This window comes from Lentzea xerophila (assembly GCF_051094245.1).
In the GTDB taxonomy this organism is placed as follows: domain Bacteria; phylum Actinomycetota; class Actinomycetes; order Mycobacteriales; family Pseudonocardiaceae; genus Lentzea; species Lentzea xerophila.
The window spans coordinates 6,941,017-6,960,711 of the sequence record NZ_CP194934.1 but is presented as its reverse complement, the minus strand read 5'-3'; the positions used below and the strand labels follow the sequence as shown (position 1 = coordinate 6,960,711).

The window sequence follows — 19,695 nt, the reverse complement described above, 5'->3', positions numbered from 1 at the left end:
TCGATCAACACCGATACTTCGTCAGTTCTTCCGTGAGCCGGGTAACTCGTTTCCCGGCCTTGGCGTAGGTCGTGCCCTCCGGGTGCAGGGTCAGCACGGCGACGATGCTGAACCGGCACGTCCCGGACGTGTGCAGGGCAGGCGACTTCGTGTCCAGCTCCCACTGCATGCGCGGGCGCGGCCTGTCCACGCACGGCTTCGCCGGGTCGCCGAAGCCGGACCAGCCCTGCTTGAACGCGGGCCAGCGGGTGGCGGACGGCAGGCCGAACGACTGGTCGAACCCGTCCGCGGCGCACTTCTCGGCCCTGTGCAGGTGCCCCATGATCGTGTGCCGCACCTTCGGCTTCGCGTCCTCCAGCAGGTACCGGTAGATCTTCACGACGTCGTAGGCGCTCACCGCCGTGTAACCCCACATGCCGCGGTTCTCCGGCGGCCGCGTGTCCCTGAGCTTCAGGCGTTCGGCGGTGCGCACGACGAGCTGCTCCCAGCCGTTCTCCACCCAGAGCTCACTCGCCGCGTTGTCGTCGCTCACGCGCAGCATGGGTTCGATGCGCGGGTCGTCGCCGCGCGTCTCCAGCTGCTCGATCGCGATCAGGATCTTCACCAGTGAGGCCGATCTGATCGGCTTGTGCACGTCCCGGCCGGTCAACGTGTGCGTGATCCGGTCGTAGACCGCGTAGGACGCGGTCGTCGTGGGAACGGGTGCCGCGAGCAACGCCATCGTCAGAAGTAGGTGCACTCTCCCGGAGGCTAGCGGTGGGCGGATTCCTCCGCTGGTGTTTCGTGGCTCACAGGTGAGAAGGAGTAGTGCCCGCGTGCCGTTGACCATGGTGTGACGGATGTGGTGGTGATCGGCGCGGGACAGGCGGGCCTGTCCGCCTCCTACTTCCTGCGGCGCCGCGGCGTCGACCACGTGGTGCTGGACGCGAACACCTCACCCGGTGGCGCCTGGTTGCACCGCTGGCCGAGCCTGCGCATGCGGACCGTGCACGGCATCCACGAACTGCCCGGCATGCCGTTCGAGCAGCCCGCACCCGACGAGCCCGCCAACGAGGCGATCCCGTCCTACTTCGCCCGCTACGAACAGCTCTTCGACCTGCCGGTCCTCCGCCCGGTGAACGTGACCCAGGTGGTGAACGACGGCTCGCTGCTCAAGGTCGAGACCTCCGACGGCGTCTGGACCACCCGCGGCCTGATCAACGCGACCGGCACGTGGCGCCGCCCGTTCTGGCCGCACTACCCGGGCCAGGAGACGTTCCAGGGCCGCCAGCTGCACACCGCCGACTACCAGGGGCCCGCCGACTTCGCGGGCAAGCGCGTCGTGGTCGTGGGCGGCGGCGCCTCGGCCACGCAGTTGTTGATGGAGCTCGCTCCTCTCGCCGCGGAGACCCGCTGGGTCACGCGGCACGAGCCGGTGTGGCGGGAGGGCCCGTTCACCGAGGACTACGGCCGCTGGGTGGTCGGCATGGTCGAGGAACGCGTCCGGGCCGGGTTGATCCCGCGCAGCGTCGTGAGCGTGACCGGCCTGCCGTTGAACGACCAGACCCGCGCCGCCCTCGCCTCCGGGGTGTTGGACCGGAAGCCGATGTTCGAGCGGGTGACCGCGTCGGGTGTCGAGTGGGCGTCCGGCGAGCGGTTCGACGCCGACATCATCTTGTGGGCCACCGGGTTCCGGCACGATCTGGAACACCTTGCGCCGTTGCACCTCCGGGCTGCTGGTGGGGGGATTCGCGTCGATGGGACCCGGGTGGTGGCTGACCCGCGGATTCACCTTGTGGGGTATGGGCCGTCGGCCAGCACCATCGGGGCCAACCGGGCTGGGCGTAGTGCTGTTCGGGAGCTGACTCGGTACCTCGACGGCGTCGAGGTGGGATAACCGGCGGGGGTCGGCGCGTGCCTGGTGGGCGTGCGCCGGGTCTGCGCGTGCCTGGTGGGCGGGCGCGACTCGGATGTGGCGAGGTGTTGGGGGCTCGGGTCAGGCTCGTGTTCTGGTGCGCTTCTTGGAGAGCCTGGTGACGACGAAGATCGCTGCGGCGACGACGGCCAGGACCAGGACTGCCCTTGACGCCAGGCCTACGTACTGCTCGACCAGGTGCCAGTTGTCGCCCAGCAGGTAGCCCGCGAGGATCAGGGCCGAGTTCCACAGGAGGCTGCCCGCGGCGGTGTAGGCGACGAACGGGGCTAAGCGCATGCGTTCTACGCCGGCCGGGATCGAGATCAGGCTGCGGAAGACTGGGATCATGCGGCCGAAGAAGACTGCGCGGTAGCCGTTGCGGAGGAACCAGGCCTCCGTCCTGTCCACGTCGGACACGCGGACCAGGGGCATCTTCCCGGCGATGCGGCGGACCCTGTCGCGGCCCAGCAGGGAGCCGATCCAGTAGAGCAGCAGGGCGCCGGCGACCGACCCGAAGGTGGTCCAGAGGATGGCGTCGAACAGCGACATCTTGCCCTGGGCCGCGGTGAAGCCCGCCAGGGGCAGGAAGACCTCGCTGGGCAGGGGCGGGAACAGGTTCTCCAGCGCGATCGCCAAAGCCGCTCCGGGGGCGCCGGCCGTTTGCATCAGGTCGGTGACCCAGTCGACCAAGTTCATAAGGCCCACGTTACGGAGGGGGATGGTGGGGGACATTGGGGTGATCCGCAAGGTTGGGGTGGGGTAAACCCCACCTCCGGCTCAGGGAAAACCCTGATGTGCGGTGCACGTGCCGCGACGGTCGACTGTCCACACCGGACAATGGGTCGGGTGGCGCGGGCAGCGAACAGCCCCGGTGGAACGGCGGGTAGGTCTGAGGATCGACGTTCAGCAATCGCTACGCGGGAACGTCACGGAGGTCAGCACTTCACGGGCCGGGAGCCGCTGATCCAGGTGGGGCGTCAGTAGCTGACCCCGTTCCGGCGCGGGAACCGGTGATCCACCTGAGGCCCAGCGACTAACCCGGAGGCGGATCGCCGCGGGCGAGCTCCCGCGGCGAACCACCGAGAAACCGCTGATCAATGAGGTCGGGGGGACTCGAACCCCCACTGGCTGGGACCTAAACCCAGTGCCTCTGCCAATTGGGCTACGACCCCTCGGGTGAAAGCCTATAACCCTGCCATGGACTCGCTCTCGCGGGTCGCGCGAAGTCCCGGCGCCGCCCGTCCACTACGGTTGCGGGCAGAACCGCTGCTAGGAGGACATGTGGCTCGCGATCCCGACACCATCCAGCGCGAGATCGAGCAGGCTCGCACCGCGCTGGCCGCCACCCTGGACGAGCTCAGCGAGCGGGCCAACCCGCAGAAGCTCGTCGAGCAGGGCAAGTCGTCCGTGCTCGACGTGCTGAGCCAGCCCAAGGTGAAGTACACGCTGATCGCGGTGGGCGCGGTGGTCGGCTTCGCGCTGGTCCGCAAGCTGTTCCGCTAGGACACCCGCACCAGCGGCAGGAGTACCTGCTCGACGACCTTCTCCACGAACGGCTCGTCGAGCGGGTCACCGGTCAGCATCAGCCGGTAGATCAGGGCCGCGCCCGCGATCTCGACCGCCATGCCGCGCGGGGCGTCGGCCCTGAGCTCGCCCCGTTCGGCGGCGCGGTCGAGGATGCCGCGCAGCACGTCGCGCTGTGAGATCAGGAACGTCTCGCGGAACGCCGTTGCCAGCTCCGGTTCGTGCGGGAGTTCGCCGACCAGTGCCTGAGCGGCCTTGCCGATCGGTCCGGAGAGAAACGCGGCGAACGACGAGAGGAACTCGCGCAGGTCGCCGGCCAGGGAGCCGGTGTCCGGTGCCACGAGGTTCTGCGTGGCCAGCTGGGTGCACGTGTCGATCACGAGATCGAGCTTCGACTCCCACCGCCGGTAGATCGTCGCCTTGCCCGCTCTCGCGCGGGCCGCCACGGCGTCCATGGTGAGGGCCCGGTATCCGACCTCGGCCATCACCTCGAGCGCTGCCTGACGTAACGCGTCGTCCCTGCTGGCGTCGCGAGGACGGCCCCGCTGGGGGGTCCTGCCCTCGTTGAACGCCGTTGTCGACACGGCCATGCCACCTCCCTCGTGCAAGGGCACGGCTCATGCGTGTCTCCCCGCCCCTGTGGCGGAACATCCTAGGCGTCCTACCCACCTCACAGGGTGAGCAGCACCCGGTTGTTGCATCGTGTTGTAGTTCGATGAATCCTGCGCAAGGACCGGGCTGTCGAGGTGGCTGTGTAACGCAGATCACACCCAGATCCATGCATCGGGAATGAAAGCAACTCGATTCCGGGTCGGACAGTCCACTCAGGACGCGAGCGAGCGCGAGCCGTGGGAGCGGGCGATGGCGGCCAGTTCGGGGCTGAGTTCCACCGCCGTCACCTCACCCCAGCGCGGGTCAGCGGCAGCGTGGCCTGACCGGTACCGGGGCCGATCTCCAGGATTCGCGGGCCGGACAGCCGGGAGAACAGCGCCTGGGGCGGCGTCCTCGCCGAGCGTGGTGCGCACACGCTCGCGGCCGGTCATCCACCGAAGTCAAGCGAACGCGACGGCAGCGCGTCCATCCCGATTCGCGTGAACCCGGTCCGGAGGAGAGTCAACGCACGCCGTCGGAGGCGGCCACCCATCGGCTGATCGCGAGGCGGCTGCCGTCGCGTCGGATCTCGGCCGCGCCGGCGCCCGCGAAGTGGGCGGGCACAACGAGTTCCCCGGTGTCGGCGGCGCGTTCCAGCACGCTGCGGCGGGTGGACGCGGCCTGCCGCGGGTCCTCGCAGAAGCAACTGCTGTAGCGCGGTTCGAGGATCTGTACCGGGCTGTGCAGCAGGTCTCCGACGAACACGGCACGGTCCGAAGCGGACGACACGCGGACGAGTGAGGAGCCGGGCGTGTGACCAGGTGCGGGTTCCAGGCTGACGTTGCCGTCGACGCGATAGGCGGTGTCCCACAGCACGGCCTGGCCGAGCACGGGCGCGATGCTGTCGGCGTAAACGACCAGGCTGCCGTTTCCGCGGAGGTGCTCGTCGTCGTTGCGGGGAGCTGGACGGCGGTGGGCGTTGCGGGGGTCGAAGTACACCTGGTCGGCGCGGGGGATCAGGTAGGTGGCGTTGGGGAAGGTCGGCACCCACTCGCCGTTGCGCAGTTCGGTGTTCCAGCCCACGTGGTCGTAGTGGAGGTGCGTGTTGATGACGACGTCCACGTCCCGAGGCCGGACACCGGCCTCGGCGAGCCGGTCCAGGAAGTCCGTCTTCAAATGCTCGAAGAGGGGCATCTGCGGCCGGTGACGATCGTTGCCGACGCCGGTGTCGACGAGGATGACCTTGCCTTCGCTGCGCAGCACCCAGGTCTGGACGGCACCGTGGTAAGCGTCGGTCTCCGGGCGCCAGTGATCCGGTGAAAGCCAGGACTCGTTGTCCCGCCAGATCTCGGGTGGGCTGTCGGGGACGATGAACCGCGCGGGGGCGGCCTCGCCCTGCCACTCGACCACCTTCGTGACCTCGACCTCGCCAAGCTGAAAGTGTTGCACAAGACCCACGTTAGGTCGGACTTTTGCGCATACCAATGCTCGATCAGCTCAAATTCTTGCGTGATCGTCTCACTCGTGACCGGTACGATGGATGCGGTGGACGTGCTGAGCGATGCGATCGCCGTGATGCGCACCGGGCGGCCCTCGTCGGACCGGCTGCGCGTGAGCTCGCCGTGGTGCTACCGGTTCGACCGCTACGACGGGGCCGGTTTCCACGTGCTGTTGCGCGGCACCGGCTGGCTGATCCCGGAACAGGGAGCGCCCATGCCTCTCGCGACCGGCGACGTCGTGCTGGTGCCGCGAGGCAGCGCACATGTCCTGTCCGACTCGCCCCACGCGCACAACGCGGTGCCTTTGGACAAGGTCGTCGCCGACCCGGACGGCCAGACCGATTTCCTGTGCGGCAAGTATCGGCTCGACCGCACGCGAACACATCCCGTGCTGACGGAACTGCCCGAGGTCGTTCATCTCCCCGCCCAACTCGGGCGCCACCCCGAGCTTCGGGCGGGCATCGACCTGCTCGCCGGCGAAGCGACCGGGGACCGGCCGGGCCGGGACATCGTCATCTCCGGCCTGCTCGATCTCCTGCTCACGTACATGGTGCGCGCCTGGCTCCACGAGAACTCGCAGACCGGATGGCCGCGGGCGCTGCGCGATCGCGCGATCGCCGCCGCGCTCGAGGCATTCCACACCGATCCGGCCGCCCCGTGGCGGATCGAGGACGTGGCCGCACATGTCGGCCTGTCGCGCGCGACCCTGGCCCGGCGGTTCACCGCACTCACCGGTCAACCGCCGATGGCGTACCTGACCTGGTGGCGGATGACCACCGCGGCTCAACTGCTCCGCGAGACCGACCAGCCGTTACCCGCGGTCGCCCGACAGGTCGGCTATGGCTCGCCCTTCGCGTTCTCACACGCCTTCAAGCGTCAGTTCGGTCTCACTCCGGGCCGTTACCGCGCAGAAAGCCATCAGCAGGAACGAATCTCGCTCGGGTGAGGCGCGTAACCAACTCCACAGCGTCTCGATTCGGCGCGAACACCGGGACAGGGGGACGATGCAACGGTTGAGCAGCGAGACCTGAGGAGGCTCCACGTGCGGGCTACGACGATCCACGGCACCCGTGACATCCGCGTCGAGGAGGTGCCGGACGCGACCGTCCAGGAGGCCACCGACGTCGTCGTCCGGGTCGAGCTCGCGTGCATCTGCGGCAGCGACCTGTGGGCGTACCGCGGTGTGGCCAAGCGCGAGGGCGGGCAGCGGATCGGGCACGAGTTCCTCGGCATCGTCGAGGAGGTCGGCGGCGAGGTCCAGAGCGTCAACGTCGGCGACCGCGTCATCGCGCCGTTCGTGTGGAGCGACGGCACGTGCGCGTACTGCCAGGCCGGGCTCCAGACGTCCTGCCGCAGCGGTGGTTTCTGGGGCAGCAAGGGCAGCGACGGCGGTCAGGGTGAGGCAGTGCGCGTGCCGCAGGCCGACGGCACGCTGGTCCGGGTTCCCGCGGACGCGCCGGCCGCACTGCTGCCCGCGTTCCTGAGCCTGAGCGACGTCATGGGCACCGGGCACCACGCGGCCCTCGGCGCGGGCGTCGGTCCCGGCGCCACGGTCGCGGTCGTCGGTGACGGCGCGGTCGGGCTGTGCGGCGTTCTCGCGGCCAAGCGCCTGGGAGCCGAGCGGATCATCGCGCTGGGCCGGCACGAGGACCGGGCCGAGATCGCGAAGCTCTTCGGGGCCACGGACCAGGTCGCCGAACGCGGTGAGGCCGCGGTCGAGCGCATCAAGGAGATGACCGGCGGGCTCGGCGCGTCGGCGGTGCTGGAGTGCGTCGGCACCGAGCAGTCATGGGAGACCGCGATGGGCATCGTGCGTGATGGCGGCAAGATCGGCTACGTCGGCGTGCCGCACGAGATGCCGGGGCTGCCGCTGGGCAAGCTGTTCGGCCGCAACATCGCCATCGGCGGCGGCGTCGCGCCCGCGCGGGCGTACCTGCCGGAGCTGCTGGCCGACGTGCTCGCCGGGCGGATCGACCCCGGGCCCGTGTTCGACAGGACGGTCTCGCTCGACGACGTCGCGCTGGGCTACCAGGCGATGGACGAGCGGACCGCCCTCAAGGTCATCGTGCAGCCGTAGTGAGCACGTAGTCCTCGGCGCGCACGCGCTTGGTCCGCATCCAGTACCGCCAGGTGAATCCCGGCCACACGGTGCGGTTCACGCCCTGCGCGTCGAGGTACCAGCTCTTGCACCCACCCTGGGTCCACACGCCCTTGGTGAGCTTCCGCTGGAGTTCCTTGTTGAACTCCTGCTGGGCCTCCAGCCGCACGTCCAGCTCCGCTGCGCGGTGTTTGTCGAGGAGCCGGATGCACTGCGAGATGTACCGGATCTGCGACTCGATCATGAAGACGACCGAGTTGTGCCCGAGTCCGGTGTTGGGGCCCAGCAGGAAGAACAGGTTGGGGAAGCCCGAGACCGTGATGCCGTAGTAGGTCTCGATCCCCTGGCGGCGCCACTGCTTCGCGAGGTCGACGCCGCCCTTGCCCTGGATGTCCAGGTAGTCGAACGAGTCGACGACGTGGAACCCGGTGCCGTAGATGATGACGTCGACCTCGTGCTCGACGCCCGCACTGTCCACGATGGACTTCTCGTGCACCTCGGAGACCTTGTCCGTCACCAGGTCCACGTTCGGGTGGCCGAGGGCGGGGTAGAAGTCGTTGGAGATCAGCACTCGCTTGCAGCCCATGGTGTAGTCGGGCTTCAGCTTCCTGCGCAGCTGCGCGTCCGGCACCTGCTTCTTCATGTGCTTCAACGCGATTCCCTGCGCGAACCGCATGATCCTCGGGTTGATCGCGAACCCCAGTGCGGACGACTCGCGTACCCAGTAGACGAAGTTGCGGTAGATCCGTTGCGTGAACGGCAGGGCGCGGAACAGCTTCTGCTCCCAGCCGTTGATCGCGCGGTCGGCCTTGGGCATGATCCACGGCGGGGTGCGCTGGAAGATCTTCATCGAGCCGACCTGGCCCGCGATCTTCGGCACGAACTGGATCGCGGACGCGCCCGTGCCGATCACGGCGACGCGCTTGCCGGTCAGGTCGTAGTCGTGGTCCCACTGCGCGCTGTGGAAAGTCTTGCCCGCGAAGTTCTCGATGCCCGGCAGTTCGGGGATGTTCGGGATGTGCAACGCGCCGACGCCCGCGACCAGAGCCTGCGCGGTGTAGGTGTCACCCTGCTCGGTCGTCACGTTCCAGCGCTTGGCCACGTCGTCCCACCGGGCACCGGAGACCTTGGTGTTGAAGCGGATGTGCGGCCGCAGCCGGTACTTCTCGGCGACCCGCTGCAGGTAGTCGAAGATCTCGCCCTGCTGGGCGAACATCCGCGACCACTTCGGGTTCATCTCGAACGAGAACGAGTACATGTGCGACGGCACGTCACACGCGCAGCCGGGGTAGGAGTTGTCCCGCCACGTGCCGCCGAGGTCGGCCGCCTTCTCCAGCACCACGAAGTCGCGCTCGCCGCGGCGCCTGAGCTCGATGGCCATGCCGAGGCCGGAGAAGCCGGTGCCGATGACGAGCACTTTCGTCTCTCGGTGCATGGGGATCCCTCCGCTCGCGGTAGCTACTTCGCAGTAGGTTACTCGAAGTAAGTTACGAGCGGTAGACTCTCTTTCGTGACTGCTCCGCGGCGCCGCATGCCCAAGGCCCAGCGCATGGCGCAGATGCTCACCGTCGCCGAGGAGATCTTCGCCGAGCAGGGGTATCTGGCCACGTCGATGGACGAGATCGCCGAACGCGTCGGTGTCTCGAAGCCGATGCTCTACGAGTACTTCGGCTCGAAGGAAGGCCTGCTCATCGGCTGTATCCACCGCGCGCGCACGGAACTGCGGGAGAAGACGGCGGCGGCGATCGCGAGTGCGACGGGCCCGGAGGAGTTCCTGCGGCTGGGGCTGCTGGCGTTCTTCGAGTTCATCGACGAGCACCGCAGGTCGTGGGCTCTGCTGCGGCAGGAGGCGGCCGTGGCCGTGCCGTCGGCGCAGGAAGAGGTGGAAGGCATCCGTCAGCAGCAGACGGACATGATCGGGGCCGTCCTGGCGTCGTTCACGCCGGACATCGACCCGCTGGAGGCGGAGGCGTTCGCCGAGATCGTCGTCGGCGCGACGGAACGCCTCGCGGTGTGGATGGAGCGCAGGCCCTCGGTGGGACCCGCGCTCGCAACCGACTACGTCATGGCCGTGATCTGGCCCGGCGTGGCTATGAAGCTGCCTTCACCCGCTCCGCACGCATAGCGGAGACGGCGGGCAGGTCCAGCGGCGCTACCTTCGTGCCCGTCGCCCACTCGATCAGCAGGTCCGCGAGCGCGGGGTTGCGCGGCAGCACCGGGCCGTGCAGGTAGGTGCAGACGATCCGGCCCTGGACCGCGCCCTCGACGCTGCCGTCGTTGCCGGTGCCGACCTTGACGTGCGCGAGCGGCCGTGCGGCCGGGCCCAGCACCGTGCGGCCCTGGTGGTTCTCGAACCCGGTCAGCACGCCGGAGAACAGGCCACCGGCGGGCTCGGCGATGACCTCGCCGATCGCGCGGCTGCCGCCGGCGTGCGAGGTCGAGTCGATCAGGCCCATACCGGGGTGGGTCACGTTGTCGGCACGGGTGAAGCTCTCGCCGAAGATCTGGATGCCGGCGCAGACGCCCAGCACCACGGCGTTCTTCGTGACGGCGCGCTGCAGGCCGGGGTGCTCGCGCAGGTGCTTCACCGCCAGCGTCTGCGCGGTGTCCTCACCGCCGCCGACGACGTAGATGTCGCACGAGTCCGGCACCGGCTGGCCGTAGTTGATGGGCACGATCTCGGCTTTGATGCCGCGCCACGTCATGCGCTTCTCGAGGACCACGGCGTTGCCGAAGTCGCCGTACGTGCCGAGGAGATCCGGCAGCACGAGCGCGATCTGGATTGTCGACTCACTCATCAGCGGCAGCCCTGGCATTCAAGTCGCGGAACGCGGTGTAGTTGGCGATGACCTCGACCGCCCCCTGCGGCATCTGGTCGATGGCGTTCAGCGGGTCGGGCACGATCGTGTGCTGGACCTCGGCGTAGGTCAGGCGGACGGCGAGATCGGTCGCGCGCTCGCCGGACGCGATGACCGTGCGGCCCCGCAGGCGCTCGAACGGGACGTCCCACAGCCAGCTGAGGTCGCGGCCGTCGGCTTCGTTGGCGTTGATCACCAGGACGGCCGGGTGGTCGGCTTCCTTGACGACCGTGAGCGTCTCGCTCCAGCCCGCCGGGTTCTTCGAGAGCAACAGGCGCGCGCTGCGGCCGTTGCGCTGGATCGTGCGATAACGGCCGCTCACGTTGGAGACGCCACGCAGGCGGCGGACCGCCTCCTCCGTGGGCACACCCATGGCGTGCGCGGCTGCGGACGCCATGACGGCGTTGGCCTGGTTGAACTTGCCCGGCAGCGTGAGGCGCAGCTCGAGCTTCTGGTGCTCCGGCGTGATCATCGCCTCGTCGGCGGTGATCCAGTTCGGGTGCGGGCGCGAGAGGTCGCAACCCGTGCAGTGCCAGTGCTCGCCCTGCCAGCGGATCGGGCTGCCGCACCGCGGGCAGCTCGCGGAGTCGTGGTGCCAGCCGGTGCCGGTGGCGACCCAGATGACCTTGGAGGCGTTCCACGCCGCGCTCGTCACCATCACGTCGTCGCAGTTCGCGACGATCGTGCAGTTCCGCAGCTTGGAGATCGCGTCCCGCAGCGACCGCTCGATGGTGCGGACCTCACCGACGCGGTCGAGCTGGTCGCGGCTCAGGTTGAGGATCACGGCCACCGCGGGGTTGCTGGCACCGGCGACGGCGGGGAAGTAGCCCTCGTCGCACTCCAGCACCGCGTACGGCGCGTCCGGCTGCTTCGACAGCGCCGTGACGTGGCCGTCGGGCATGTTCGCGCCGCTGTGGTTCGTGGCGACCTCTCCCAGCGCTCCCACGGCCCTGGCCAGCATCATCGTGCTGGTGGTCTTGCCGTTGGTGCCGGTGACGACGGCGACCTTGCGGCCCTGGGTGAGGTGGCCCAGCGCCTGCGGGTCGAGCTTCAGCGCGACCCGGCCGCCGATCATGCCGCCGGCGCCGAGGCCCATCTTCTGCGACAGCGTGGAGCTCAGGTTGCCCAGCTTCACGGCGGCTGCGGTGCGCAGAGGGAGGCGGGCGGGGGAATCGTTCACCCCGGCGACTCTACCGGCGTTGGTGTCCGCCCCTTTCCGGGCGGTCGTTGCGTTGGTGTGAACCGGGTTCGGTACAACTAGCGACTCAGCGCGCGCAGGGTCCGGATGAGCTCCACCGTCGGGAGTTGGCACAGCTGCGCCATGTTCTCCAGTGCGGGCAGGTCGAGGTGGATCTCGGGCGAGGCACCCGGCGGCAACGCGTGCAGCCGTCCGGCCGCCCACCGCCGGAGGGGGATCAGCCGCGGGTCGTCGGTCAGGGCGACGGCGGTGAGGCTCAGCGTCAGGTGGCCGGCGGGGGTGTCGCCGAAGAAGCGTTCGTGTACGCGGGCGAGGACCTCGTGCGCGGGGATGTCGAGGGCGTGGCAGATTTCCACGAGGCGCACGACGGAGCACTGCCGCGTGCCCAGCTCGTAGGTCGCGAGCGTCTGCAGCGAGATCTCGGTCTGCAGCCGCTTGTTCAGCTCCTTGCGGGTCCATCCGCGCTGCTTGCGAAGGCTGCGGATCTCATCACCGAGCACGCGCTGGTACGCCGCTGTGTCGATTTGGCCGTTCGCAGTCTGCACTGGTCCTCCACCCCGTGAGCGGGTCTCACGGTGATGGAAGGCGCCATTGCTTCGCTGCTTACGCAACTTGCCGACAGAATCCCCCGAATGGGGGATACTTCTCTACTCTCAGTATCAGTTTACGCAGCGCACTCCGTCTGCGGAGATGGGCGGAGGGGTCGTGGTGTCAGCCGGTTGCTGACGCGCACCGTCCAGGGCGAGTAGTCCGGATCCGGCGAAACCCTGCGCCCCCGGCCCCGAGTAGTCCGATCCGAGGAAGACGCGGGCCCGGCCGGCCGGGATGTTCACGTCCTCCTCGATGCTCAGGCCGCCGAGCGCCTGCTGGACCGCGTCCGCGCCCGCTTCGCCGCCCTTGCCGTAGCGGACGACCGACGTCGTCATCGCCTCGGCGTTGCCCGGCTGGCCGCCCTTGAAGCCCTTCGCGACGAGCGACTGCAGCACCGTGCCGGCGAGGCCGGGCTGGCCGGAGGCGTTCCGGACGTCGACGGTCACCGAGGCCTTGTCGAACTGCGGGTCCGGCGCCGTCGAGGAGGCGGGGGCCTTGCCGAGGTTCTTCACGAACTTGCGCACCTCGGCCGCGTTCACCTCGACCGCCGAGCCGTCCTCGGGGGTCTGCAGGTCGGGACGGCCGGTCGGGATCGTCTGGAACGTCATGTTCCCGCCGGACATGTCCTTCATCTGCAGGGCGAACTTGGTGATGTCCCAGCCGTCGTCGAGCACGATCGCGTTGCTGACCGCCTTGATCATGTCGTTGCGCTTGGTGCTGTCGGTGAGCACACCCGCCGACAGCATCTTCTTGGCCAGGCCCGCCATGAAGACCTGCTGGCGCACGACGCGGTCGAGGTCGCCCATCGGCAGGCCGTGGCGCTGCCGGACGAACGCGAGCGCGTTCTTGCCCTCGATGGTCTGCTTGCCCGCCTTGAAGTTCGCGCCGGAGAAGCTGTCGCGGACGTTGTTGAGGAGGCAGACCTCGATGCCGCCGATGGCCTTGGTGATGTCGTAGAACCCGACCAGGTTGACCTCGGCGTAGTGGTCGATGGTGGCGCCGGTCAGGTCCTGGACGGTCTCGATGAGGTTGTTCGCGCCCGCCTTGCGCGACTCCATCTCGATGTCCGGTGCGCTCTTGCCGCTGCCCTTGAGCTTCTCGGCGGCTTGACCCTTGGCGTACCCGTAGGCAGAGTTGATCTTGTGACGCCCGAAGCCGCCGGCGATCTTCACGTAGGAGTCGCGCGGGAACGACACGGCGAACGCCTTGCCGCTGTCGTTCGGGATGTGCAGCAGGATCAGCGTGTCGGTGTTGAGGCCGCCGTCGTCGCTGCCGCCCGCCTGCAGTTCGTCGAGGACGTTCTGCGGCAGCGGGTTGCCCTTGGAGTCGGTGCGGCTGTCCATGCCGACCAGCAGGATGTCGATCGCGCCGTCGGCGGGCTTCTCGCCGGCGTCCGCCAGGTTCAGGTCCTGTTTGGTCAGGCCGTCGGTCAGCGCGGTGAGGTTCTGCCACGCGATGCCGGTGATCAGCAGGACCAGCGCGGACAGCATGCTGACGAAGATCCTGGCGCCGGTGGACGCGCCGCGCTGGGCCGCGCTGGGACGGCGGGCCGGTGCGGGCCTGGGGCGCGGACGTGCCGCGGCCTTCGCCTTCGCGGGCGTGGTGCGGACCGTCGGGCGGTCGGCCAGTGGACGCGGGCGCGCGGCGGACGACGACGCGCGGCCGCGAGGTGGGTCCTTGCGCACCGGTTCGCTGCGGCTCGCCGACTCGCGGCGCGGGGGCTCGACGCGGCGCGGAGGCTCCCGCCTCGGCGGCTCCGTCCGGCGCGGCTCCCGCCGGGGCGGCTCGGCGCCGCGCGGCGGTACGTGCGGGCGGCGGGCCTGACCCGCCTGCGGACGCGGGGTGGCGGAAGGTCGCCCAGAGGAAGATCGACCAGGAGTCCCGTTCGGGTCTCCCGGCCGCGGCGGCCGGTTCTCCACACCCACTCCTCTCGGCACAGTCGGGTACCCCAAGTAGACGTGCGACAGCGTCACTCGGTTGTGCAAAGCGTGACACAGTGGTGAAGACCACCCGATCGAGGCCCCCTGACCAGCGGTTTTGTCTGTTTCGTAGACTCGTCGCCGTGTTGACGATGCAGGACGCGCTGCTCGCGCTGACGAAGTACTGGACCGACCGAGGTTGCATCGTGGTGCAGCCGTTCAACACCGAGGTCGGGGCGGGAACGCTGAACCCGGCCACCGTGCTGCGGGTGCTGGGTCCCGAGCCGTGGCGCGTCGCGTACGTGGAGCCGTCCGTGCGGCCCGACGACGCCCGTTACGGCGAGAACCCGAACCGGCTGCAGACGCACACCCAGTTCCAGGTGATCCTCAAGCCCGACCCGGGCGACCCGCAGGAGCTCTACCTCGGTTCGCTGGAGGCGCTGGGCATCGACGTCCGCGCGCACGACGTCCGGTTCGTCGAGGACAACTGGGCCTCGCCGGCGCTCGGCGCCTGGGGCCTCGGCTGGGAGGTTTGGCTCGACGGCCTCGAGATCACCCAGTTCACCTACTTCCAGCAGGCCGGTGGCATGACGCTCGACCCGGTGTCGGTGGAGATCACCTACGGCATCGAGCGGATCATGATGGCGCTGCAGGGCGTCGACCACTTCAAGAAGATCGCGTACGCGCCCGGCATCTCCTACGGCGAGGCGTTCGGCCAGGCCGAGTACGAGATGTCGCGGTACTACCTCGACGACGCGGACGTGGAGGCGAACAAGCGCCTCTTCGAGGAGTTCGCCGTCGAGGCGCGGCGGATGCTCGACGCGCGGCTTCCCGTTCCGGCGCACAGCTTCGTGCTGAAGTGCTCGCACATCTTCAACGTGCTGGACGCGCGCGGGTCGATCTCCACGACCGAGCGCGCCCGCGCGTTCGGCCGGATGCGTGGCCTGGCGCGGGAGGTCGCCGGTCTGTGGGCCGAGCGCCGTGCCGAGCTCGGGCATCCGCTCGGTGTGGCCGAGGTTCCGGCCGCGGCCGGCAAGCCCTCGTCCTTCGCGGACGTCGTCGCGCCGGCCACGTTGCTGTTCGAGATCGGCACCGAGGAACTGCCGCCGCACGAGGTGCTGCGGACCGTGGACGCGGTGCGCGAGGCCGTCTCGTCGAAGCTGGGCGCGACTCGGTTGACGCACGGCGAGGTGACGGTGCACGGCACTCCACGCCGGATCGTCGTGCAGGTGCCCGCGGTGTCGCCGCGCGAGCCGGACGCCGAACGCACGGTGCGTGGTCCGAGGGTGTCCGCCGCGTTCGACGCCGAGGGCAACCCGACGAAGGCCGTGCAGGGCTTCGCCCGCGGTCAGGGCGTCGAGGTGGCGGCGCTGGGCCGGGTCACCGAGAACGGCGTCGAGTTCGTGGCGTTGACCAAGACCGACGCCGGTCGCGGTGCCGTCGAGGTGCTGAGCGGGCTGCTGGCCGAGGTGGTCTCGGAACTGCGGGCCGAGAAGAACATGAAGTGGAACGACCCGAAGCTGTCGTTCACCCGGCCGATCCGCTGGCTGCTCGCACTGCTGGGCTCCACGCCGGTGCCGGTCGCGGTGTCGTCGCTGGCCTCCGGCACCGTCACGCGCGTGCACCGCACGGCCGCGGAGCCGGTGGTCGAGGTGTCCACTGCGGACGGTTATCTGGAGTTCCTGTCCTCACACGGCATCCAGGTCGACGCGGCTGCTCGGTCGGCCGCGATCGTGGAGGCCGCGCAGGAGCTCGCGGCGTCGGTCGGCGGTGTGGTCGAGGCCGACGGGCTGCTCGACGAGGTGACGAACCTGGTCGAGTGGCCGACGCCGATCCTCGGCTCGTTCGAGGAGCGGTACCTGGAGCTGCCGGCGCAGATCCTCACCACCGTGATGCGCAAGCACCAGCGCTACCTGCCGGTGCGGTCGTCCGACGGCGCGCTGCTGCCGCACTTCGTGGCCGTGGCGAACGGGTCGGTCGACGCGGACCTGGTGCGGGCGGGCAACGAGGCCGTGCTGCGCGCGCGGTACGAGGACGCGGCGTTCTTCTGGCGCGCGGACCTCAAGACGCCGCTGGAGGAGATGAAGTCCGGTCTCGCGAAGCTGACGTTCGCGGACAAGCTGGGCTCGATGGCGGACCGCGCGGGCCGCATCGCGTCGCTGGCCGGCCGGTTCGCCTCGGTGGTCGACGTGGATCGCGAGACGCTGGACCGCGCGGGCGCGCTCGCCAAGTTCGACCTCGGCTCGCAGATGGTGATCGAGCTGTCGTCGCTGGCCGGTGTGATGGCCCGCGAGTACGCGGCACGGGCGGGCGAGACCACGGAGGTCGCGCAGGCGTTGTGGGAGATGGAGCTCCCGCGTTCGGCCGGTGACGCGCTGCCGTCGTCGGTGCCGGGTGCGCTGCTGTCGCTGGCGGACCGCTTCGACCTGCTGGCCGGCCTGTTCGGCATCGGCGCGCAGCCGACCGGTTCGTCCGACCCGTTCGGCCTGCGCCGCGCGGCTCTCGGCGCCGTGACGGTGCTGCGGGCGTTCCCGGACCTGCGGGCGATCACCCTGCCGGTGGCGCTTTCCCTTGCGGCCGAAGGACTCGAGGTGTCCGCGGAGGCGCTGGAGACCGCGCGGGAGTTCGCGGTGCGCCGGTACGAGCAGGCGTTGCTCGACGCGGGCCACGAGCACCGGTTCGTCCAGGCGGTGCTGCCGCTGGCCGACTCGCCGGTGCTGGCCGACGAGACGCTCGCGCAGCTGGAGTCGTTGGCGGGCAACGAGTCCTTCGACGCCCTGGCGGCGGCGTTGCAGCGGGTGCGGCGGATCGTGCCGGCGTCGGCCGAGGCTTCCTACGACGCCTCGGTGCTGTCCGAGCCGGCGGAAGTGGCGCTGCACAAGGCGTTCGACGGTGTCTCACGGGACGTCGCCGGCCTCGCGGCGTTCGTCACGGCGGCCGAAGGGCTGACCGCGCCGATCAACACGTTCTTCGACGAGGTGCTCGTGATGGCCGAGGACGAGAAGGTGAAGGCGGCGCGGCTCGGGTTGCTGGCGTCGATCCGCGACTTCGCGGCGCCGGTACTGGACTGGACCCAGCTCTAACCCGCCCCGGCTGTTGATGAGGGGAGCTTTCACAAACCTCAGGTTTATGAAAGCTCCCCTCATCAATCACTCGATCAGCTGGTCTCAGCCGCGCACTTCATGTCCCCGGGACGCTGTCCGCCGAGCAGGTACCCGGTCACCTTGTCGTTGGCGCACTTGTTCTTGCCGAGCAGATAGGTGCCGTGCCCGCCCTGGTCGACGGTGATCATCGCGGCCCGGTCGCCGAACGCGCGGCGCGTCGACCGCGCACCGGCCAGCGGCGTGGCGGGGTCGCGCTCGTTCTGCACCATGAGGACGTTGCGCGGTCCGCGGTCGGACGGCAGCACCTGCTTCTCCACCGGCTTCGGCCAGAAGGCGCACGGGTAGATGTTCGCCCCGGCCGCGCCGAACATCGGGTAGCGGACGCGGTCCACGGCGACGTTGCGCTCGTAGGTGCGGACCGACGAAGGCCACTGCGAGTCGCCGCAGATCACGTGCAGGCGCCCGGAGATCAGGCTTTCGACGCGCGGGACCTCCGGCACCTCCTGCGGCGGCAACGGCTGGTCGTTGTCGAGCGCCTTCCACTGCGCGGCCATCTTCGCGAACGCCGCGTCTCCGGTGGCGTAGAGACCGGCGAACACCAGCATCCGGAACTGCGGGCCGGTGATGCCCTCGACGGACGGCTTCGCGTCCAGGCGGGCGGCGAGGTCGAAGTACTTGGCGCGCACCTGTTCGGGCGTGGTGCCCAGGCCGTACTCGGGGTGCTGCGCGGCCCACTTCGCGAAGCCGGGGAACGTGTCCTCCACGCCGCGGCCGAACATGCGGCCACCCTCGACGTCCCAGCCACCCTTCGGGAGGTTGCTGTCGATCACGACGCGGTCGCTGGTCCTAGGGAACAGCGTGGCGTACACCGAGCCCAGGTAAGTGCCGTAGGAGTAGCCCAGGAACGAGGCCTTCCTCTCGCCCAGCGCGGCGCGGACGCTGTCCAGGTCGCGGGCGATGTTCGCCGTCGTGTTGTACGGCAGCTCGTCGGCGGTCGACGACCTGAGGCACTGCTGCGCGATCGCCTTGACCTCCTCGGCCCGCTTCCGCACGTCGGCGGGCGTCACGGCGTACGGCGGCACGCTGCCCGCGGCCATCTGCTCCTCGGTCAGGTCGCACGTGGCGGGCGAGCTGTAGCCGAGGCCGCGCGGATCCATGCCGATCACGTCGTACGCGTCCAGCACGCTCTGCGGCATGCCCAGGGCCTTCAGCACGAACGGGAACGTGAGTCCCTCGCTCGGACCGCCGGGGTTCGTCAGCAGGATTCCCTTGCGCTTCTCCGGGTTCTTGCTGGCCAGCCGCGTGATCATCACCTCGGTCCGGCGGCCCTCAGGCAGGCGGTAGTCGAGCGGCACGCTGAGCGTTCCGCACTCCAGTCCCGGCAACGCCACGTCCGCGGGGCACGTCACCCACTTCACCTCGGTGGCGGGTGCCGCGGACGACACCCCCGGCGTCAGCAACGCCGCGGCGGCGGTCACGACCGCGGCCAGCGACAACGATTTTCGCATTTGCAAATACCTCCCCGACAACGCGCTCCACGCGCGTCGAACCAAATGAAAAGTCAGCCGTTCATGCGGACGAGAACGTCGATCTGGGCGGAGTTGTAGAGCTCGACGATGACCTTGACGAGCGTCTGCGCCACGAACTTCTCGCTGTGCGGCGAAGCGCTGTACATGCTGGCCGCGTCCGGGAACGCGGCCTGCATCCGCAGCACGTGCGGGTGCACGCGCATGCGGTCCGCCAAGCTCTGGCGCGTCTCTTCGTCCGCGTCCGCGGGCAGATCGTCGAACTCCACGAGCACGGGATCCTTCGCGTGGCCCTTCAGCAGCTCGGCGTACGAGGACAGCGCCTCGGGCGTGAGCAGCTGGGCCAGCACGACGGTGAACGCGCGGTCCTGCGGCGACAGGTCCACGTTCGCGAGCGCCGCCGCGACGTCCGCGGGCAGGTCGGTCGGCGTCTCCTGCCGCAGGATCACCGCGAGCTCCGTGCGCGCCATCTGGAGACGCTTGATCCTCGCGGCCAGCTCGGCGTCGAGCTCGCGCAGTGCTTCGCGGGGATGTTCGTCGGCGTCACCGAGATCGGCGATCTGCGTGAGCGACAGCCCGAGATCGGTGAGGCACTTGATCCTCAGCACCCGCACGAGATGCGGCACGCCGTAGCTCTTGTAGCCGTTGGCCCGGCGTTCGGGCTCCGCGAGCAGGCCCACGTCGTGGTAGTGCCGGATCGTGCGCAGCGTCGTGCCGGCGAGGTCGGCCAGCTGACTGGTGCTCCACCCCACGACGCCTCCGTTCTCGTTCGTCCCTGACAGGACCCAGTTGAAACCATGCCGCTACGGCACGGTCAAGGCAGGGGGAGAACTTCAGACGAAGGTGTGGGGGCGGAGCTACTTTCGTCGCAGACAAAGGGCTCCCGGTCGAGA

Annotated in this window: 19 protein-coding genes and 1 tRNA gene; 7 read left to right on the top strand and 13 right to left on the bottom strand. The window is 69.4% G+C overall.

The genetic code is table 11. The features are described 5' to 3' along the window. Positions 1–4: 4 nt before the first annotated feature. Positions 5–739 (bottom strand): hypothetical protein, encoded by a 735-nt coding sequence (locus ACRSBM_RS33050; RefSeq protein ID WP_434449544.1) that lies wholly within the window; start codon positions 737–739, stop codon positions 5–7. Between the two features lie 93 nt (positions 740–832). Between ACRSBM_RS33050 and ACRSBM_RS33045 the strand changes: the two genes are divergently transcribed. Continuing rightward, positions 833–1,876, top strand: coding sequence for an NAD(P)-binding domain-containing protein (locus tag ACRSBM_RS33045; protein ID WP_434449542.1), 1,044 nt, complete (start codon positions 833–835; stop codon positions 1,874–1,876). A gap of 99 nt (positions 1,877–1,975) precedes the next feature. On the opposite strand, the gene ACRSBM_RS33040 is transcribed toward ACRSBM_RS33045, so the two are convergent. Then, positions 1,976–2,590, bottom strand: coding sequence for a DedA family protein (locus ACRSBM_RS33040; RefSeq protein WP_434449539.1), 615 nt, complete (start codon positions 2,588–2,590; stop codon positions 1,976–1,978). Between the two features lie 402 nt (positions 2,591–2,992). Next, positions 2,993–3,066: transfer RNA gene (locus ACRSBM_RS33035), tRNA-Leu, on the bottom strand. Between the two features lie 109 nt (positions 3,067–3,175). Here ACRSBM_RS33035 and ACRSBM_RS33030 point away from each other — a divergent pair. After that, on the top strand, positions 3,176–3,397 hold the full coding sequence (locus ACRSBM_RS33030; RefSeq protein WP_030469566.1) for a DUF3618 domain-containing protein: 222 nt from the start codon (positions 3,176–3,178) through the stop codon (positions 3,395–3,397). Here ACRSBM_RS33030 and ACRSBM_RS33025 read toward each other — a convergent pair. From ACRSBM_RS33025 to ACRSBM_RS33015, 3 genes are all read right to left on the bottom strand, one after another. After that, the gene (locus ACRSBM_RS33025; RefSeq protein ID WP_434449536.1) at positions 3,394–4,008 is read right to left on the bottom strand and encodes a TetR/AcrR family transcriptional regulator; all 615 of its coding nucleotides are present in this window, start codon (positions 4,006–4,008) and stop codon (positions 3,394–3,396) included. The genes ACRSBM_RS33030 and ACRSBM_RS33025 overlap by 4 nt on opposite strands. 234 nt (positions 4,009–4,242) lie before the next feature. Further along, positions 4,243–4,461, bottom strand: coding sequence for a hypothetical protein (locus ACRSBM_RS33020; protein ID WP_434449534.1), 219 nt, complete (start codon positions 4,459–4,461; stop codon positions 4,243–4,245). Positions 4,462–4,531: 70 nt separating this feature from the next. Continuing rightward, entirely contained in the window at positions 4,532–5,458 is a 927-nt protein-coding gene (locus ACRSBM_RS33015; RefSeq protein WP_434449532.1) for an MBL fold metallo-hydrolase, read from the bottom strand. Positions 5,459–5,554: 96 nt separating this feature from the next. On the opposite strand from ACRSBM_RS33015, the gene ACRSBM_RS33010 reads away from it, so the two are divergent. Next, positions 5,555–6,454, top strand: coding sequence for an AraC family transcriptional regulator (locus ACRSBM_RS33010; protein ID WP_434453322.1), 900 nt, complete (start codon positions 5,555–5,557; stop codon positions 6,452–6,454). A 96-nt stretch (positions 6,455–6,550) separates the two neighbouring features. Then, complete coding sequence (locus ACRSBM_RS33005) at positions 6,551–7,585, top strand: zinc-dependent alcohol dehydrogenase family protein (RefSeq protein WP_434449530.1); 1,035 nt, start codon at positions 6,551–6,553, stop codon at positions 7,583–7,585. On the opposite strand, the gene ACRSBM_RS33000 is transcribed toward ACRSBM_RS33005, so the two are convergent. Next, positions 7,569–9,041, bottom strand: coding sequence for a flavin-containing monooxygenase (locus ACRSBM_RS33000; RefSeq protein WP_434449527.1), 1,473 nt, complete (start codon positions 9,039–9,041; stop codon positions 7,569–7,571). The two genes, ACRSBM_RS33005 and ACRSBM_RS33000, sit on opposite strands and share 17 nt — an antisense overlap. Before the next feature lie 114 nt (positions 9,042–9,155). Here ACRSBM_RS33000 and ACRSBM_RS32995 point away from each other — a divergent pair, with 114 nt between their 5' ends. After that, entirely contained in the window at positions 9,156–9,731 is a 576-nt protein-coding gene (locus ACRSBM_RS32995) for a TetR/AcrR family transcriptional regulator (protein ID WP_434453321.1), read from the top strand. Here ACRSBM_RS32995 and ACRSBM_RS32990 read toward each other — a convergent pair. The 4 genes from ACRSBM_RS32990 to ACRSBM_RS32975 form a co-directional block, all read right to left on the bottom strand. After that, a complete protein-coding gene (locus tag ACRSBM_RS32990) occupies positions 9,697–10,404 on the bottom strand; it encodes a type 1 glutamine amidotransferase (protein WP_434449525.1) in 708 nt (235 codons plus the stop codon). The two genes, ACRSBM_RS32995 and ACRSBM_RS32990, sit on opposite strands and share 35 nt — an antisense overlap. Continuing rightward, on the bottom strand, positions 10,397–11,644 hold the full coding sequence (locus tag ACRSBM_RS32985; RefSeq protein ID WP_434449522.1) for a MurT ligase domain-containing protein: 1,248 nt from the start codon (positions 11,642–11,644) through the stop codon (positions 10,397–10,399). Before ACRSBM_RS32985 ends, ACRSBM_RS32990 begins: the two co-directional genes overlap by 8 nt. Before the next feature lie 77 nt (positions 11,645–11,721). After that, positions 11,722–12,207: a helix-turn-helix domain-containing protein gene (locus ACRSBM_RS32980; RefSeq protein ID WP_434449520.1), complete on the bottom strand. Its 486-nt coding sequence runs from the start codon at positions 12,205–12,207 to the stop codon at positions 11,722–11,724. Between the two features lie 114 nt (positions 12,208–12,321). Then, positions 12,322–13,743, bottom strand: coding sequence for an LCP family protein (locus ACRSBM_RS32975; protein ID WP_434449518.1), 1,422 nt, complete (start codon positions 13,741–13,743; stop codon positions 12,322–12,324). Between ACRSBM_RS32975 and ACRSBM_RS32970 the strand changes: the two genes are divergently transcribed. Both ACRSBM_RS32970 and ACRSBM_RS32965 read left to right on the top strand, forming a co-directional pair. Next, the gene (locus tag ACRSBM_RS32970; RefSeq protein ID WP_434449516.1) at positions 13,742–14,077 is read left to right on the top strand and encodes a hypothetical protein; all 336 of its coding nucleotides are present in this window, start codon (positions 13,742–13,744) and stop codon (positions 14,075–14,077) included. The genes ACRSBM_RS32975 and ACRSBM_RS32970 overlap by 2 nt on opposite strands. 247 nt (positions 14,078–14,324) lie before the next feature. Continuing rightward, positions 14,325–17,255 (top strand): glycine--tRNA ligase, encoded by a 2,931-nt coding sequence (locus ACRSBM_RS32965; protein WP_434453319.1) that lies wholly within the window; start codon positions 14,325–14,327, stop codon positions 17,253–17,255. A 74-nt stretch (positions 17,256–17,329) separates the two neighbouring features. Here ACRSBM_RS32965 and ACRSBM_RS32960 read toward each other — a convergent pair whose 3' ends face one another. Both ACRSBM_RS32960 and ACRSBM_RS32955 read right to left on the bottom strand, forming a co-directional pair. Continuing rightward, the gene (locus tag ACRSBM_RS32960) at positions 17,330–18,784 is read right to left on the bottom strand and encodes an alpha/beta hydrolase (RefSeq protein WP_434449513.1); all 1,455 of its coding nucleotides are present in this window, start codon (positions 18,782–18,784) and stop codon (positions 17,330–17,332) included. A 53-nt stretch (positions 18,785–18,837) separates the two neighbouring features. After that, positions 18,838–19,554, bottom strand: a complete 717-nt coding sequence (locus ACRSBM_RS32955) for a MerR family transcriptional regulator (protein ID WP_434449511.1) — start codon at positions 19,552–19,554, stop codon at positions 18,838–18,840. Between the last annotated feature and the right edge of the window lie 141 nt (positions 19,555–19,695).

Coding starts and splice junctions, on each gene's coding strand:
- ACRSBM_RS32990 (WP_434449525.1), bottom strand. CDS start 10,404: ATGAGTGAGTCGACAATCCAGATCGCGCTCGTGCTGCCGGATCTCCTC.
- ACRSBM_RS32970 (WP_434449516.1), top strand. CDS start 13,742: ATGCTGACGAAGATCCTGGCGCCGGTGGACGCGCCGCGCTGGGCCGCG.
- ACRSBM_RS33020 (WP_434449534.1), bottom strand. CDS start 4,461: ATGACCGGCCGCGAGCGTGTGCGCACCACGCTCGGCGAGGACGCCGCC.
- ACRSBM_RS32965 (WP_434453319.1), top strand. CDS start 14,325: ATGCAGGACGCGCTGCTCGCGCTGACGAAGTACTGGACCGACCGAGGT.
- ACRSBM_RS33040 (WP_434449539.1), bottom strand. CDS start 2,590: ATGAACTTGGTCGACTGGGTCACCGACCTGATGCAAACGGCCGGCGCC.
- ACRSBM_RS32975 (WP_434449518.1), bottom strand. CDS start 13,743: ATGCTGTCCGCGCTGGTCCTGCTGATCACCGGCATCGCGTGGCAGAAC.
- ACRSBM_RS32960 (WP_434449513.1), bottom strand. CDS start 18,784: ATGCGAAAATCGTTGTCGCTGGCCGCGGTCGTGACCGCCGCCGCGGCG.
- ACRSBM_RS33025 (WP_434449536.1), bottom strand. CDS start 4,008: ATGGCCGTGTCGACAACGGCGTTCAACGAGGGCAGGACCCCCCAGCGG.
- ACRSBM_RS33000 (WP_434449527.1), bottom strand. CDS start 9,041: ATGCACCGAGAGACGAAAGTGCTCGTCATCGGCACCGGCTTCTCCGGC.
- ACRSBM_RS32995 (WP_434453321.1), top strand. CDS start 9,156: ATGGCGCAGATGCTCACCGTCGCCGAGGAGATCTTCGCCGAGCAGGGG.